We start from the raw sequence: 15,267 nt of genomic DNA, 5'->3' as shown, positions 1-15,267 counted from the left end.
AAACCCGCGGCCGGTCCCTGCGCGAGCAGGAACCGGCCGCGGGCGACGAAAACCCGTGAAACCTATCGCCCGGTCAGCCCTAGAGGCCGACCTCCTTCATCAGCATGCCGACCTCGGTGTTGGTCAGACGGCGCAGCCAGCCGGACTTCTGGTCGCCCAGCGCGATCGGCCCGAAGGACGTGCGGACCAGGCGCTCGACCGGGAAGCCGGCCTCGGCCAGCATCCGGCGGACGATGTGCTTGCGGCCCTCGTGGAGGGTCACCTCGACCAGGTAGTTCTTGCCGGTGTTCTCGACGACGCGGAAGTGGTCGGCGCGGGCGTACCCGTCCTCCAGCTCGATGCCGTCCTTGAGGCGCTTGCCCAGGTCGCGCGGGAGCGGGCCCTGGATGGCGGCGAGGTACTGCTTCTTCACGCCGTACTTGGGGTGGGTGAGACGGTGGGCCAGCTCGCCGTGGTTGGTGAGCAGGATGATGCCCTCGGTCTCGGTGTCGAGACGGCCGACGTGGAACAGCCGCGTCTCGCGGTTGTTCACGTAGTCGTTGAGGTTCTGGCGGCCGTCCGGGTCACCCATGGTGGCGACGACACCGGCCGGCTTGTTCAGCGCGAAGAACAGGTGGGACTGGGCGGCGACGGTCAGACCGTCGACCTTGATCTCGTCCTTGTGCGGGTCGACCCGCATGCCCTGCTCGACCACGATCTGGCCGTTGACCTCGACGCGCGACTGCTCGATGAGCTCCTCGCACGCGCGGCGCGAACCCATGCCGGCCCGGGCGAGGATCTTCTGCAGGCGCTCGCCCTCCTGCTCGGCGCCCGGGAAGGTCTTCTCGATCTTGATGTCGGGCTTGCCCGCGTAGCGGTCCCGGTTGCGCTGCTCGATCTTGGCGTCGAGCTCGCGCGGGCGGGAGGCACCGGCGTTGTAGTTGCCGCGACGGCCCGGCTTCTGCGGGGTCTTCGGGGACTTCGGGCCGCCCTTGGCGCCGCCGCGCGCGGAGTCGCCACGGCCGCTGCGGGGGCCCTCGTGGGTGGCGGAGGGGCCTACGTCGTAACGCCGCTCCTCGGGACGGGGCCGCTTCGGGCGCTGGTCGCGCTCGTCGTCGCGGGAATCACGTCCGCCGTTGTAGCCGCCCTCGCGCCCGCCGCCGGACGTACCGCGCCCGCCGCCGAAGCCCTGACCGCCACCGGACGTGCCACGGCCACCGCCGAAGCCCTCGCGCCCGCCGCCGGAGCCACCACGGCCGCCGGATCCGCCTCGCCCGCCACCGGCCGAGCCCGAACCGGAGCCCGCACCACGTCCGCCGCCGGAGCCGCCCGCGCCGCCTCGCCCGCCGCCCGCCGGGCCGCGTCCGTTGCCCGCGCCACCCCGCTGGTTCCGGTCGTTGCCGCTGCTGCCGCTGTTCCTGCCGTTGCTTCGCATCAAAAATCCGTCTTGTCGTCGTCTGCGTCGGTGTCCGGGGCGTCCGGATCGAACGACGGCACACCCTCTTGCGTCTCGGACTCGATCGCGTCCGCCTCTGGGAGGAAGGGAGCGAGCTCCGGGAGCTCGTCCAGGCCTCGCAGGCCCATCCGCTCCAGAAAGTAGTTCGTCGTCCTGTACAGGATCGCACCTGTTTCGGGTTCCGTGCCCGCCTCCTCCACCAGACCCCGCTGGAGGAGGGTCCGCATGACCCCGTCGCAGTTCACTCCGCGTACGGCCGAAACCCTCGACCGGGACACCGGCTGGCGGTACGCGACGACCGCCAGGGTCTCCAGGGCCGCCTGGGTGAGCCTCGACTGCTGGCCGTCCAGTACGAAGGCCTCGACCGCCTCCGCGTACCGGGCGCGCGAGTAGAACCGCCAGCCGCCCGCCACCAGACGCAGCTCGAAGCCGCGCCCCTGGACGGTGTACTCGTCGGCCAGCTCCCGCAGCGCGTCCGTCACGTCCCGCTCGGAACGGTCCAGGACCTTCCCGAGGTGCGCGGCGCTCGCGGGCTCGTCCACGACCATCAGAACGGCCTCCAGCGCCCCTCTGAGGTCCTGCTCAAGGGCCTGCCCCTCACTCACTCCTGCTCCTCCACCACGAGATCGAATTCCCCGGTCACGACGGGAACGCCGTCCTCCCCGCCCGTCCAGGTCACCCTCAGCTCCCCCAGCGCGTCCTCCTGGTCGAGCGCGACGGCCTTCTCCCGGTACAGCTCCAGCAGCGCCAGGAAACGCGCCACCACCGTCAGGGTGTCCGGTGCGTCCCCCACCAGCTCCTGGAAACTGGCCGCCCCACGCTCCCGCAGCAGCCCGGCCACCACCGCCGCCTGCTCCTGCACGGACACCAGTGGCGCGTGAATGTGGTCGACGTACACCTCGGGCTTCGCCTTCGGCTGCATCGCCTTCACGGCCAGCTTCGCGAACCCCTCGGCACCGATGCTGATGACCACTTCCGGCAGCAGCTCCGCGAGCCGCTCCTCCAGCCCCACGGTCCTGGGGTAGCGCCGCCCCTCCGCGTCCCACCGCTCCTCGAAGATCGCCGCGATCCTCTTGTACGCCCGGTACTGCAGCAGCCGCGCGAACAGCAGGTCGCGCGCCTCCAGCAGCGCCAGGTCGGCCTCGTCCTCGACCTCGGCGGCGGGCAGCAGCCGGGCCGCCTTCAGATCGAGCAGGGTGGCGGCCACCACCAGGAACTCCGTCGTCTGGTCCAGGTCCCAGTCGGCCCCCATGGCGCGGATGTGCCCCATGAACTCGTCGGTGACCTTCGACAGCGACACCTCGGTGACGTCCAGCTTGTGCTTGGAGATCAACTGCAGCAGCAGATCGAAGGGCCCCTCGAAATTCACCAGCCGCACGGTGAACCGCCCGTCCCCGGCCTCGGACGGCGCCGGTTCAGGCACCGGTTCAGGCACCGGTTCAGGCGGGAGATCAGGCGCGACACCCGTCGGGACGTCCGGCACGAGATCCGGCGGAAGGTCCGCCACATCCGGCAGGAGAAACGCCTCCGCCCCCGGCCCGCGCCCCAGCGGGCGGCGGTGCGAGGGGCGGCGGCCGAACGATTCGTCGGCGGGCGGTTCGGGCGGCGGCATCAAGAAACGTCCTGGGTACGGGCGGCGAACCACGGTGGAGGGCCAGCCGCGAGGCTACCCCCGCACCGCTCAGCGCCCGCGCAGGCGCCGTACCAGAATGCTCGCGTCGCCCCGCGACTCCAGATCGGCGAGTACGACGGCGACCGCCTCGCGGACGATCCGCCCCCGGTCCACGGCGAGACCGTGCTCGCCGCGCAGCACCAGCCGGGCGTGCTCCAGGTCCATGAGCTCCTCGGCGGAGACATAGACGGTGATCTTCTCGTCGTGCCGCTCGCGGCCGCTGGGCCGCCTGTTGGCACCCCGGCCGCCCCTGCGTCGCGGCTGGGCCCCGGAGGTGCTCTGCGCGGCCCCACGGGCCGTTCCTGGGGCCTCCTGGGCCCGGTTGGCGGCGGCCTTGGCGGCGGCGGTCGCGGAACCGGCCTGCGCCGGAGCCGGAACGGCCCCTTCCGCACCCCGGGTCCGCTGCTGCCCGGCGGCATCGGCGGCGGCCCCGTGTTCGGCGCCCTCACCGTCCCCGTCGGCACCCGGTCCGGCGTCCGGAGCGGGTTCCCCCGCGGGGGCCGGTACCCGGGCGGCCTCGCCGTTGGCGCCGGACCTCCGGGCGGAGGACTGCAGGCCCATCCCCCCGGTCGTACGGAACAGCTCGTCGGCCCCCGGCAGACTCACTCGGCGTGACACCGGGCGAGCACCTCCCTGGCGAGCTGACGGTAGGCGGCGGCGCCGACGGAGTTCGAGGCGTACGTCGTGATGGGCTCACCGGCGACCGTGGTCTCCGGGAAGCGCACCGTACGGCCGATGACCGTGTGGTAGACGTGGTCGTCGAACGCCTCGACCACGCGCGCGAGGACCTCGCGGCTGTGCACCGTGCGCGAGTCGTACATCGTGGCGAGGATGCCGTCGAGCTCCAGGTCGGGGTTGAGCCGCTCCTGGACCTTCTCGATCGTCTCGGTCAGCAGCGCCACTCCGCGCAGTGCGAAGAACTCGCACTCCAGCGGCACGATCACCTTGTGAGCGGCCGTCAGGGCGTTGACCGTGAGCAGACCGAGCGAGGGCTGACAGTCGATCACGATGTAGTCGTAGTCGTTCATCAGCGGCTTGAGCGCCCGCTGAAGGGTCGACTCGCGCGCGACCTCACTGACCAGCTGCACTTCGGCGGCGGACAGGTCGATGTTGCTGGGCAGCAGGTCCATGTTCGGGACCGCCGTCTTCAGCAGCACCTCGTCGGCCGACATGCCCCGCTCCATGAGCAGGTTGTAGACCGTGAGGTCGAGCTCCATCGGGTTCACCCCGAGGCCGACCGACAGGGCACCCTGCGGGTCGAAGTCGACGAGCAGGACACGGCGTCCGTACTCGGCGAGTGCGGCGCCCAGGTTGATGGTCGAGGTCGTCTTGCCGACCCCGCCCTTCTGGTTGCACATCGCGATGATCTTGGCCGGGCCGTGATCGGTCAGCGGTCCGGGGATCGGGAAGTACGGCAGCGGCCGTCCGGTCGGGCCGATCCGCTCGCGGCGCTGGCGGGCAGCGTCGGGAGCGAGCGTGGCCGCGTACTCGGGGTCGGGCTCGTACTCGGCGTCGGGATCGTAGAAGTGCCCCTGGGGCACTTCGTCGAAGTCGGCGAAGCCGGTGGTGGACTTATCGCCACTCTGGTCGCCGGCCATGGCGTTCACGTGTAGGCCGTCCATGCTCTGGTGGGATGTCGTCATGTGCTGATGGGTGGCGAAGGTGCGGACCGCTACCGAGCCGACAGCTTCGAGCCCTGTAGGGCTCTGGCCCTGCGCAGGCGTTCCCGGTTGACCACCCCCGGGAGTAAATGTCGACTCATTCACAAGTCGTCTTACCTCCTTGGGACGTGACCAGGAAACATATCGATAGGTCAGCGTGGCACCATGCCGACGGTGGCCGACTCTATGGCGTGTCACCACTCCGCAGCAACACAATCCACCGGACCCGGGTCGATGTGTCGGCAACGGAACACCCCTCTGTCAAGGGTGCGCGGGGGTGCACGCGAAGCACGCGAGCCGGATTTCGCAGGTGCACGAAACGCCTAAAGCGTTACGTTCACGACGAGTTGAGCGAGTGCCGCAAAGCACCCGGATGCACGTCCGGCCGGACCTCGCTGGGCAAGGTCCGGCCGGGCGCGTGATGTTGACGACGTCGGTTGACGCGTCAGCCGAGCAGGGTGCTCAGCTCAAGGTGCGGCAGGCCGTGCGCCTCCGCCACCTCACGGTAAACAACCTGGCCGTCATGGGTGTTGAGGCCCTTGGCGAGCGCCGGGTCACGGCGCAGCGCCTCGACCCAGCCGCGGTTCGCGAGCTCGACGATGTACGGCAGCGTCGCGTTGGTCAGCGCGTAGGTCGAGGTGTTCGGGACGGCGCCCGGCATGTTGGCGACGCAGTAGAAGACCGAGTCGTGGACGTTGAACGTCGGCTCGGCGTGCGTCGTCGGGTGCGAGTCCTCGAAGCAGCCACCCTGATCAATTGCAATGTCGACAAGTACACTTCCGGGCTTCATCTTGGCGACGAGCTCGTTGGTGACCAGCTTCGGGGCCTTGGCGCCCGGGATCAGGACGGCACCGATGACGAGGTCGGCCTCGACGACGGCCTTCTCCAGCTCGAAGGCGTTGGAGACGATCGTCTGCACCTTGGTGCCGAAGACCTTGTCCGCCTCGCGGAGCTTGTTGATGTCACGGTCGAGCAGGGTCACGTGGAAGCCCATGCCCACCGCGATCTGGGTGGCGTTCCAGCCGGAGACGCCGCCGCCGATGACGACGGCCTTGCCGGCCGCCGTGCCGGGCACGCCGCCGGGCAGCACGCCGCGGCCGCCGACCTGGCGCATCAGGTGGTACGCGCCGACCTGCGGGGCGATGCGGCCAGCGACCTCGGACATCGGGGCCAGCAGCGGGAGCGCGCGATTGGCGGTCTCGACCGTCTCGTACGCGATGGCCGTGGTGCCGGACTCGATCAGCGCGTCCGTGCACTCGCGGGAGGCCGCGAGGTGCAGGTAGGTGAAGAGGGTCTGGTCCTTGCGGAGGCGGTGGTACTCCTCGGCGATCGGCTCCTTGACCTTCAGCAGCAGGTCGGCGGTGGCCCAGACCTCATCGGCGGTGTCGAGGATGCGCGCACCGGCCGAGACGTACTCGGTGTCCGTGATCGAGGAGCCGAGACCGGCGCCCTTCTCGATGACGACCTGGTGGCCGTGGCGCACGAGCTCGTGCACGCCGGCCGGGGTGATGGCCACACGGAACTCGTTGTTCTTGACCTCGCGGGGGATGCCGACCTTCACGTCGATCACGGTCCTTGAATTCAGGGGGATGGAACGGGGCAATGCCATACAAACCCGGGCATGGATGGCACGCCTGGGGAACACCGCAGCGTTACGCGGCAGAGCCAGTCTAATGAAGGATTTCCAGCTGTCTAGCCTTACAAAGCATCTACTTCACGCAGATGTGCTGCGGATTTCGTAGGCTGGAACCTCTTCTTCCATTAGTCTCTCCGCCGCGCCCCGGTGCAGCCGGGCAGCCGTGGGGTCACCCAGCCGGTCGAGGGTGTCGGCGAGCCGCAGCCTGAGCGCGGCCTGGAGACGAACCTCACCCGCCTGCCGGGCCCACTCGATCGCCTCCTGGCAGGTCCGCAGCGAGTCCTCGGGGTGTCCCGCGTACTCCTGGACCCGGGCCATTTCGCTCAACGCCCTTGCGTGGCCCGGGAGATCGCCGAGCCTGCGCAGTCCGGCGGCGGCGGCCCGCCAGTCGCGCAGCGCCTCCCCGTAACGGCCCGCGTACGTGTGCACCGCACCGAGCCGTCCGTACAGCCGGGCCCCGTCCTCGTCCTCACCACGCGCGAGCCGCTGCGCCAGGGCCCGCCCGTACCAGTCGGAGGCCCGCGGGTAGTCCCCCATCTCCTGGTACGTCCCGCCTACGGATTCCATCGCGCGGGCCGTCGCGTAGGGGTCCTGCGCCGTCCGACCGGCGTCCAGGGCGGCCCGGTAGCGGGTCAGCGCGTCCTGGGTGCGCCCGGTGCCCGCGTCCAGATCCGCCAGGTTCAGCAGGGCGGCGGCCTTCTCCCGGTGCAGGTCCCGCCGCTCCGCGACGTCGAGCACCAGCCGGTGCAGCCCGTACAGCTCGGGCGCGGCCCGCTCGGTGCCCCGGTGCGCGACCAGCGCCCGCACCAGGGCGGCCACCAGCCGCCGCGCCAGGGTGTCCAGCTCCCCGTCGCCGACCGCGGTACGGGCCGCCGCCAGCAGCGCCGGCTGCCTGACCCGCAGCCATTCGGCGGCGGCCGGGGCGTTCGCGAAACGCAGGGCGCGCGGCAGTCCGGCCAGTTTCCGGCGGGCCGGGGAGCCGTCCGGTTCGGTCACCGCCCAGCACGACTGGAGCTGGCGTACGGTCCGCTCCAGCATCCTGGCCCGGGCCAACTGCCGTTCGGCGGGCCGGTCCTGGGCCTCCGTCAGTGCGCGCAGCAAAGGCGCCAGGCACCCGGGCACCTGGTACTGGTCCCCGGCCGGATGCAGCAGTCCCTGCACCGCGAAGTCGTCCAGCGTGGTCTGCGCCGCCGAGACCGAGCAGCCGGCCAGCGCGGAGGCGGTGTGCGCGTCGGCGAGGCCCGCGGGGGCCAGTGACAGGAGTCGCAGTATCCGCGCGGCGGGCTGCGGCAGCGATCCGTGGACCAGTCGCAGCGCCCGGGCGAGCGGGCCCGCGCCCTGCGGCCGGCCGGGGTCCTCGGGCAGGTCGTGCAGGTGCTTGGTGACATCCGCCACGGAGGACTTCGGCCGGGCCGCGAGCCAGCCGCCGACCAGCACGAGCGCGGCGGGCTGGCCGCCGCACTCCTCGGCGAGCGCGTCGGCCGCCGTCGGGTCGACGGTGATCCGGACCTTCCCGGTCAGGTGCGCGAGGAGGGCCACCGCCGACGCGGTGTCCAGGCCGCCGAGCGTGCACGGCCGTACGTCGACGATGCCGGTGAGCGGCCCCTGGGAGGTCGCCACGACCAGGCAGTCCGGATTGTCGGGCAGCAGCGGGTCGACCTGTTCGGCGTCGGCCGCGTCGTCGAGCACCAGCAGCACCCGGCGCACCGCGAGGGCCTCGCGGACCATCTCGGAGAGGGTGTCCGCGTCGGCGCCCGGCGGGCCCGTGATCCCCAGCTCGCCGAGCAGGTCGCGGGCGGTCTCCTCGGTGGGGACGCGCTCGCCGCCGGGCGCCGTCAGCCGTGCCCGCAGCGCGCCGTCCGGGTAGTCGGCGGCGACGGAGCGTGCCAGCTCCTCGGCGAGTGCGGTACGTCCGGAGCCGGGCCGCCCCGCGATCAGCAGCACTCTGGCCCGGGGCACCTTGCGGCCGGTGAGGGTGTCGAGTCCGGTGCGCGCGATGTCGGCACGCAGCTCCTTCAACTCCCGTTGCCTGCCGAAGAATTCACCGGCCGGCCAGTCCTGTGCCGAGCCCGCCGCGAGGGCGGTCGCAGTGACCGCCGCCGCGCCGCTGATGTCCACCGCCTGATCCGTCACGGGCCACGCTCCCGTCCGCCTGCGCACCGGTCCCCGGCGCGATTGCGGTCGGGGATCCGAGCCTAGTTCACGCTCTGCGACCAAATCGGGGGAGCGCGGCGGACACGTCCCCCGATCGGATCAGCATCTTTTACTACCGGCGACCTCGGGGCGGGTCCCCGAGGCGGGACCGGGCGGGGTGCGGTCAGAACGGACGCGCGGGCCACGGCGCCTCGGCCGGGCGCAGCGCGTCGAGCCCGTCGCCCGCCAGCGCCGCGCCGAGCGCGAGCACCCCGGTCACCAGACAGTTGTTGTGCAGCTCCCCGGCGAGCACCCCGCGCACCAGCTCCGCCAGCGGTACGCGCGCGTGCTCCATGTCGGCCTCCTCGTCGGACACCTCGAAGCGCTCGCCCGCCGCTTCCGAGAGGTCCCGCGCGAGGAAGATCCGTACCGCTTCGTCGGAACCGCCGGGCGAGGTGTAGACGTCGGTGAGCACCCGCCAGTCCCCCGCCTTGATGTGCGCCTCCTCGTACAGCTCGCGCTGGGCGGCGTGCAGCGGGTTCTCGCCGGGGACGTCCAGCAGCCCGGCCGGGATCTCCCAGAGCTTGTGGCGGACCGGGTGGCGGTACTGGCTGAGGACGGCGACGCGGCCCTCCTCGTCGAGCGCGAGGACGGCCACCGAGCCGGGGTGCACCTGGTAGTCGCGGCCCACGACGGAGCCGTCCGGCATGACCACGCGGTCGCTGCGGACGCTGGTCTTCGCCCCCTCGAACGGGGTCACCGACTCGGTGACCTGCCACTCCTGGGGAGTGTCCTTGATCGCCACGTACGCCTCCATGCAACGAGAAAACCGGGGCAAGAGCCTGGAAGAGGCTCTTACCCCGGCAACCGTAATACCTGGGGCGCGACCGCCCCGCAGGTGACTACTTGCCCTGCTGGCGCTCCACCGCCGCCTTCACCAGGCCCGCGAAGAGCGGGTGCGGGCGGGTCGGGCGCGAGCGCAGCTCCGGGTGCGCCTGGGTGGCGACCAGGTAGGGGTGGACCTCGCGCGGGTACTCGACGTACTCGACGAGCTTGTTGTCCGGGGAGGTGCCGGAGAAGACCAGGCCGGCCTTCTGCTCCAGCTCGCTGCGGTAGGCGTTGTTGACCTCGTAGCGGTGGCGGTGGCGCTCGTCGACGTACTGCTCGTCGCCGTAGACCTCGCGCACGATGGAGCCCTCGGCCAGCTTCGCCGGGTAGAGGCCCAGGCGCATGGTGCCGCCCAGGTCGCCCGCGCCCTCGACGTATGCCAGCTGCTCCTCCATGGTGGAGATCACCGGGTGGGCGGTGGCGGGGTCGAACTCGGTGGAGTTGGCGTCCTCGATGCCGGCCAGGTTGCGGGCCGCCTCGACGACGATGCACTGCAGGCCCAGGCACAGGCCCAGCAGCGGCACCTTGTTCTCGCGGGCGTACTGGATGGCGCCGACCTTGCCGGTGACGCCGCGCTCGCCGAAGCCGCCGGGGATGCAGATCGCGTCGACGTCGCCGAGCTGCTTCTGGGCGCCGGCCGGGGTCTTGCAGTCGTCCGAGGTGACCCACTTGACCTTGACGCGGGCCTTGTTGGCGAAGCCGCCGGCCCGGATGGCCTCGGTGACCGAGAGGTACGCGTCGGGCAGGTCGATGTACTTGCCGACGAGCGCGACCGTGACCTCGTGGTTCGGGTTGTGGACGCGGTCCAGGAGGTCCTCCCAGACGGTCCAGTCCACGTCGCGGAACGGCAGGTCCAGCTTGCGGACGACGTAGGCGTCCAGGCCCTCGGTGTGCAGCACCTTGGGGATGTCGTAGATCGACTTGGCGTCGATGGCGGCGACCACCGCGTCCTCGTCGACGTCGCACATCAGCGAGATCTTGCGCTTGATGGCGTCCGGGACCTCGCGGTCGGCGCGCAGCACGATCGCGTCCGGCTGGATGCCGATGTTGCGCAGGGCGGCGACCGAGTGCTGGGTCGGCTTGGTCTTCAACTCGCCCGAGGGGCCGATGTACGGGAGCAGCGAGATGTGCACGACGAAGACGTTGTCGCGGCCGACCTCGTGGCGGACCTGGCGGACGGTCTCCAGGAAGGGCAGCGACTCGATGTCGCCGACGGTGCCGCCGACCTCGGTGATGACGACGTCGACGTCGTCGGTGGCCATGCGGCGGATGCGGTGCTTGATCTCGTTGGTGATGTGCGGGATGACCTGCACGGTGTCACCGAGGTACTCGCCGCGGCGCTCCTTGGCGATGACGGTGTTGTAGACCTGGCCGGTGGTGACGTTGGCCGAGCCGTCGAGGTCGACGTCGAGGAAGCGCTCGTAGTGGCCGATGTCCAGGTCGGTCTCGGCGCCGTCGTTGGTGACGAACACCTCGCCGTGCTGGAAGGGGTTCATCGTGCCGGGGTCGACGTTGAGGTACGGGTCGAGCTTCTGCATGGTGACGCGCAGGCCGCGGGCCTTCAGGAGCGCACCGAGGCTGGAGGCAGTCAGGCCCTTGCCGAGGGAGGAGGCGACACCCCCGGTGACGAAGATGTGCTTGGTCGTCGTGGCTGCTTTGTTCTTGAAAGCAGCGGGCTGCATAGCCAAAGCGGGGCTCCCGTGGTCGCGAAGTGAGGATGCGTTCCGGCGTCCCTCGGGGGCTGATTTCCGGGGGTGCCGTCGCTGCGGTTCGGGGGGATTTGCGCCACCCGGCCACGGGCTACCAGGGTAACAGTGACTGCGGGAGGCTGCTTCCGGCGTCCATCGACCCACGGCTTTCGGACACTCTCCGCGACACCTTCGGGCCACCCCGGGTCCACCTTCACACACGCCCCGGAACCGTCCGGGGCCACGGCGCGGCGGAAGTACGGCAGCCTGTTCGGTCGCCTTCACCGCACCCACACCCGGGCGTCACCTGCACCTCACCCGTTCGGCTCACCTGCGTTGCGATGAGCTCACACAGATCGGCGGTCACCGTCGTATCCTTCACGGACACATCGCTGCGAGCCGGCCGGCGACGGCATCATCCCGCCCGCTCCCGGCCCCTGAAGCTCGCCGTCGAAGATCCCCTGACCGCAGAAGTCCCCTGTCACAGGGGGCGGATGTGGCCGTTCGACTGGAGATTGCACGTGGCCGGGCGCATCGAGGACTACGCACTCATCGGAGACATGCAGACAGCGGCGCTGGTCTGCCGGGACGGCTCAGTCGACTGGCTGTGCCTGCCCCGCTTCGACTCCCATGCCGTGTTCGCCGGACTTCTCGGTACCGAGGAGCACGGCTTCTGGCGGATCGGACCCTCCTTTCCGGACGGTGAGGAGGCCCCCGCGGCCACCCGCCGCCGGTACCGGGGGGACTCCCTCGTCCTGGAACAGGAGTGGGACACCCCGCGCGGCACGGTCCGGGTGACGGACTTCATGCCACCGCGCGACGGTGCGCCGCAGCTGACCAGAATCGTGGAGGGCGTCAGCGGCCGGGTGCCGATGCACTCGGCACTGCGGATGCGCTTCAGTTACGGCCGGGTGGTGCCCTGGGTGCACCGCGTCGACAACCGTACGGTCGCCGTCGCGGGCCCCGACTCGGTGTGGCTGGACACGGACGTGGAGACCCACGGCCAGGACCTCACCACCCACTCCGACTTCACGGTCTCCCCCGGTGAGCGCCTGTCGTTCACCATCCAGTGGCAGCCCTCGCACAGGGAGCCGCCGCCGCTGCCGGACGCGGAGGGCGCGCTGGAGCTCACCACCGAGTTCTGGCGGGAGTGGGTCGAGCACTGCACGTACCACGGCCCCTACCGGGAGGCGGTGGTCCGCTCGCTGATCACGCTCAAGGCGCTGACGTACGCCCCCACCGGCGGCATCGTCGCCGCGCCGACCACCTCCCTGCCGGAGGACATCGGCGGCTCCCGCAACTGGGACTACCGCTACACCTGGCTGCGCGACGCCGCCATCACCCTGTCCTCGCTGCTGCGCACCGGCTACCGCGAGGAGGCGCGTGCCTGGCGCGAGTGGCTGCTGCGGGCGGTCGCCGGTGACCCCGAGAACCTCCAGATCATGTACGGGATCGCCGGCGAGCGGGAGCTCGGCGAGGCGGAGCTCGACTGGCTGCCGGGGTACGAGAGCTCCGGCCCGGTCCGCGTCGGCAACGGCGCCGCCCACCAGCTCCAGCTGGACGTCTACGGCGAGGTCACCGAGGCCCTGCACCTCGCCCACATGACCGGCCTGGCCCGCAACGACTACGCCTCCCTCCTCCAGCTCAAGCTGATCCGCTACCTGGAGGGCGCCTGGAACCAGCCCGACGAGGGCATCTGGGAGGTGCGAGGACCGCGCCGCCACTTCGTCCACTCCAAGGTGATGACCTGGGTGGCCGTCGACCGCACGATCAAGCTGATCGAGTCGGGCGACGCGGACGGCCCGCTGGACCGCTGGCGCGATCTGCGCGACGAGATCCACCGCGACGTCTGCGAGAAGGGCTACGACCCGGAGCGCAACACCTTCACGCAGTCCTACGGGTCCAAGGAGCTCGACGCCTCCCTCCTCCTCATCCCGCAGATGGGCTTCCTGCCGCCGGACGACAAGCGCGTCATCGGCACCATCGAGGCGATCCAGCGCGAACTGTCCACCCCGGACGGTTTCGTGCTGCGCTACCCGACGGCCGGCGACGACGCCGGGGTGGACGGGCTGGAGGGCGACGAGGGCGCATTCCTGGCCTGCTCGTTCTGGCTGGCGGACGACCTGGCGATGATCGGCAGGGTCGACGAGGCGCGCAAGCTGTTCGAGAAGCTCCTTGCACTCCGCAACGACCTGGGGCTGCTCGCCGAGGAGTGGGACTCGCGGCTGCAGCGCCAGGTCGGGAACTTCCCGCAGGCCTTCAGCCACGTACCGCTGATCGACACGGCACTGCGGCTGACGGCGAGCGGGGCGTACGGGGGCTGAGCCTCAGGGCTGGGTCTCAGAGCTGAGCCCCCAGAGCTGAGCCTCAGAGCAGTTTGCCGATCACCTCCCGGGCGGCGCGGGCGCCTTCGCTCGCGCCGCCTTCCATGAAGCCCTGGAAGTCGTAGCTGGTGTGCTCGCCCGCGAGGTGGATGTTGCCCTGCGGCGTGCCCTCGTAGCCCGCGTAGCGGTGCAGATAGCCGACGGGCCAGTAGGAGTAGGCGCCGAGGCTGTACGGGTTGCGGTGCCAGGCGGAGAGCTGGGCCTTGCCGGTCCAGCTCTTCGACGTGCCGGGGAAGAAGGCGTCGATCTCGCGGGTGCGGCGGGCCGCCAGTTCCCGTACGTAGGGATCCGACTCGGTGGCGAACGGGGTCGCCGGGGTCAGCGCCTTCGCCAGGCGGCCGCTGCCGAACTGGATGAGGATGCCGCCGCTGCCCGGCTGGATCTTGGTGGTGTCCCAGGTCTGCTGTACGTCGCTGTCGGTGAAGCAGTCGCCCGCCGACACCCCGGGCCAGGCGCCGGTGCCGCGCCAGGGGCGGGCGGAGAACTGCATGTTGAGCTTGGTGCAGGTGCCCATGCGGGCGTCCCTGAGGAGGTTCTTCATCAGGGGGTCGAAGCCCGCCTGCGAGAGGTCCAGGCGCTGGAGGACGGGCAGCGGGACGCACAGGAGGGTGTGGTCGGCGGTGACGGTGGTGACGGTGCCCGCGTCGGCGAAGGTGAGGGTCTGGGTGCCGTCGGAGTTCGCGCGTACGGCGGTGAGTTCCTTGCCGTGCTGAATCGTGTCACGGGGCAGACTCGCGGCGATGGCGCGCGGGAGCAGGTCGTTGCCGCCGGTGATGTGGAAGCGCTCGTTCGACAGGCCCCAGATGTTGAAGCGGCCCGGATTGGTCTGGTAGCCCATGAGCAGGACGAGGGCGAGGGCGGACTGCTCGCTCGTGTCGGCGCCGTACTCGACGTTGTAGGCGACGTCGAAGAAGCGGCCGAGCGGGGAGGTGTGACCGCCGGGGACGCGTGACTCGATCCACTCGTACAGGGACATGTTGTCGAGGGCCGTGCCGGTCGGAGTGGTCAGGTTCCACTTGACCTCGCCGGACTCCTGGAGGTCCCGGTGGAGTGCCTGGTACACGGCCTTGAAGTCCTCGTCGGCGTGGGCGCGCGGGTAGTACGCACCGTTGAACCAGAGCACCTCCTCTGCGCCGTTCGGGCCACCGCCGAGGAAGTCCTCGGTCCGGAGGCCGAAGCGGCGGCACAGTTCCAGGATCTTCTTGTGACTGGTGTCGATCAGCTCGCCGCCGATCTCCGAGATCTGCCCGGTGCCCCAGTGGGTGCGCTGGGTCCACATGCGGCCGCCGACCCGCTCCCGCTCGGCCTCGTAGAGGGTGCAGGGCAGACCCGCGTCCTGGAGGGTGAGGGCCGCGGTCAGTCCGGCGATGCCCGCCCCCACGACCGCGACCCTGGGCGCGGCTGCGGGCCGTACGGGCCTGTCGACGGCGGTACGGGGGGCTGCCGCGGCCGGAACCGCCCGCCCGGCCAGGGCGGCGCCCAGACCCAGCGCACCGGCGCGGGCGAGGAGTTGGCGGCGGGTGGCACCGCGGACCTCGGCGACGGGCATGCCGAGACGGCGGGCGGCGGAGTGCTCTGCGGCGAGCTGCCGCAGGGCGCGCATGGCGGGCGTGCGGGAAGCGGACGTACCGGACATGGGGATTCCTCCGTAGGACGGGGATGCACGGAACGGCACCGGGGGGGGGGAGGGGGGGGGGGGGGGGGGGGGGGGGGGGGGGGGGGGGGGGGGGCGGGGGGGGGGGGGGGGGGTTGGGGTTTTTCTTGGTCTGT

Annotated in this window: 11 protein-coding genes; 1 reads left to right on the top strand and 10 read right to left on the bottom strand. The window is 71.1% G+C overall.

Annotated elements, in window-relative coordinates; translation table 11 throughout:
* Window positions 1-79: 79 nt before the first annotated feature.
* The 9 genes from ACZ5PB_RS35855 to ACZ5PB_RS35815 form a co-directional block, all read right to left on the bottom strand.
* Window positions 80-1,414 (bottom strand): pseudouridine synthase, encoded by a 1,335-nt coding sequence (locus ACZ5PB_RS35855; protein ID WP_468697095.1) that lies wholly within the window; start codon window positions 1,412-1,414, stop codon window positions 80-82.
* On the bottom strand, window positions 1,414-2,040 hold the full coding sequence (scpB, locus tag ACZ5PB_RS35850) for an SMC-Scp complex subunit ScpB (RefSeq protein WP_468697094.1): 627 nt from the start codon (window positions 2,038-2,040) through the stop codon (window positions 1,414-1,416). Before scpB ends, ACZ5PB_RS35855 begins: the two co-directional genes overlap by 1 nt.
* Window positions 2,037-3,047, bottom strand: coding sequence for a segregation and condensation protein A (locus ACZ5PB_RS35845; RefSeq protein ID WP_468697092.1), 1,011 nt, complete (start codon window positions 3,045-3,047; stop codon window positions 2,037-2,039). The genes scpB and ACZ5PB_RS35845 overlap by 4 nt, the downstream gene beginning before the upstream one ends.
* Window positions 3,048-3,116: 69 nt before the next feature.
* Window positions 3,117-3,725 (bottom strand): hypothetical protein, encoded by a 609-nt coding sequence (locus ACZ5PB_RS35840; RefSeq protein WP_468697090.1) that lies wholly within the window; start codon window positions 3,723-3,725, stop codon window positions 3,117-3,119.
* The gene (locus ACZ5PB_RS35835; protein WP_468697088.1) at window positions 3,710-4,873 is read right to left on the bottom strand and encodes a ParA family protein; all 1,164 of its coding nucleotides are present in this window, start codon (window positions 4,871-4,873) and stop codon (window positions 3,710-3,712) included. Before ACZ5PB_RS35835 ends, ACZ5PB_RS35840 begins: the two co-directional genes overlap by 16 nt.
* Window positions 4,874-5,213: 340 nt before the next feature.
* Complete coding sequence (ald, locus tag ACZ5PB_RS35830) at window positions 5,214-6,329, bottom strand: alanine dehydrogenase (RefSeq protein WP_468697238.1); 1,116 nt, start codon at window positions 6,327-6,329, stop codon at window positions 5,214-5,216.
* Between the two features lie 153 nt (window positions 6,330-6,482).
* Window positions 6,483-8,537, bottom strand: coding sequence for a tetratricopeptide repeat protein (locus ACZ5PB_RS35825; RefSeq protein WP_468697086.1), 2,055 nt, complete (start codon window positions 8,535-8,537; stop codon window positions 6,483-6,485).
* Window positions 8,538-8,721: 184 nt separating this feature from the next.
* Complete coding sequence (locus ACZ5PB_RS35820) at window positions 8,722-9,342, bottom strand: NUDIX domain-containing protein (protein ID WP_468697237.1); 621 nt, start codon at window positions 9,340-9,342, stop codon at window positions 8,722-8,724.
* Window positions 9,343-9,439: 97 nt separating this feature from the next.
* The gene (locus tag ACZ5PB_RS35815; protein ID WP_468697085.1) at window positions 9,440-11,107 is read right to left on the bottom strand and encodes a CTP synthase; all 1,668 of its coding nucleotides are present in this window, start codon (window positions 11,105-11,107) and stop codon (window positions 9,440-9,442) included.
* A 527-nt stretch (window positions 11,108-11,634) separates the two neighbouring features.
* On the opposite strand from ACZ5PB_RS35815, the gene ACZ5PB_RS35810 reads away from it, so the two are divergent.
* On the top strand, window positions 11,635-13,437 hold the full coding sequence (locus ACZ5PB_RS35810; protein WP_468697084.1) for a glycoside hydrolase family 15 protein: 1,803 nt from the start codon (window positions 11,635-11,637) through the stop codon (window positions 13,435-13,437).
* Window positions 13,438-13,480: 43 nt separating this feature from the next.
* Here ACZ5PB_RS35810 and ACZ5PB_RS35805 read toward each other — a convergent pair whose 3' ends face one another.
* Window positions 13,481-15,133: a flavin monoamine oxidase family protein gene (locus tag ACZ5PB_RS35805; protein ID WP_468697083.1), complete on the bottom strand. Its 1,653-nt coding sequence runs from the start codon at window positions 15,131-15,133 to the stop codon at window positions 13,481-13,483.
* Window positions 15,134-15,267: the final 134 nt, after the last annotated feature.

It is taken from the genome of Streptomyces sp. NPDC032721 (assembly GCF_055579625.1).
The sequence above is the reverse complement of the archived record's forward strand: the minus strand, read 5'-3'. Positions and strand labels throughout refer to the sequence as shown.

Bases quoted from the DNA above. Each gene is read 5' to 3' on its own strand.
- ACZ5PB_RS35805 (WP_468697083.1), bottom strand. From the start codon at position 15,133: ATGTCCGGTACGTCCGCTTCCCGCACGCCCGCCATGCGCGCCCTGCGG.
- ACZ5PB_RS35815 (WP_468697085.1), bottom strand. From the start codon at position 11,107: ATGCAGCCCGCTGCTTTCAAGAACAAAGCAGCCACGACGACCAAGCAC.
- ACZ5PB_RS35855 (WP_468697095.1), bottom strand. From the start codon at position 1,414: ATGCGAAGCAACGGCAGGAACAGCGGCAGCAGCGGCAACGACCGGAAC.
- ACZ5PB_RS35845 (WP_468697092.1), bottom strand. From the start codon at position 3,047: ATGCCGCCGCCCGAACCGCCCGCCGACGAATCGTTCGGCCGCCGCCCC.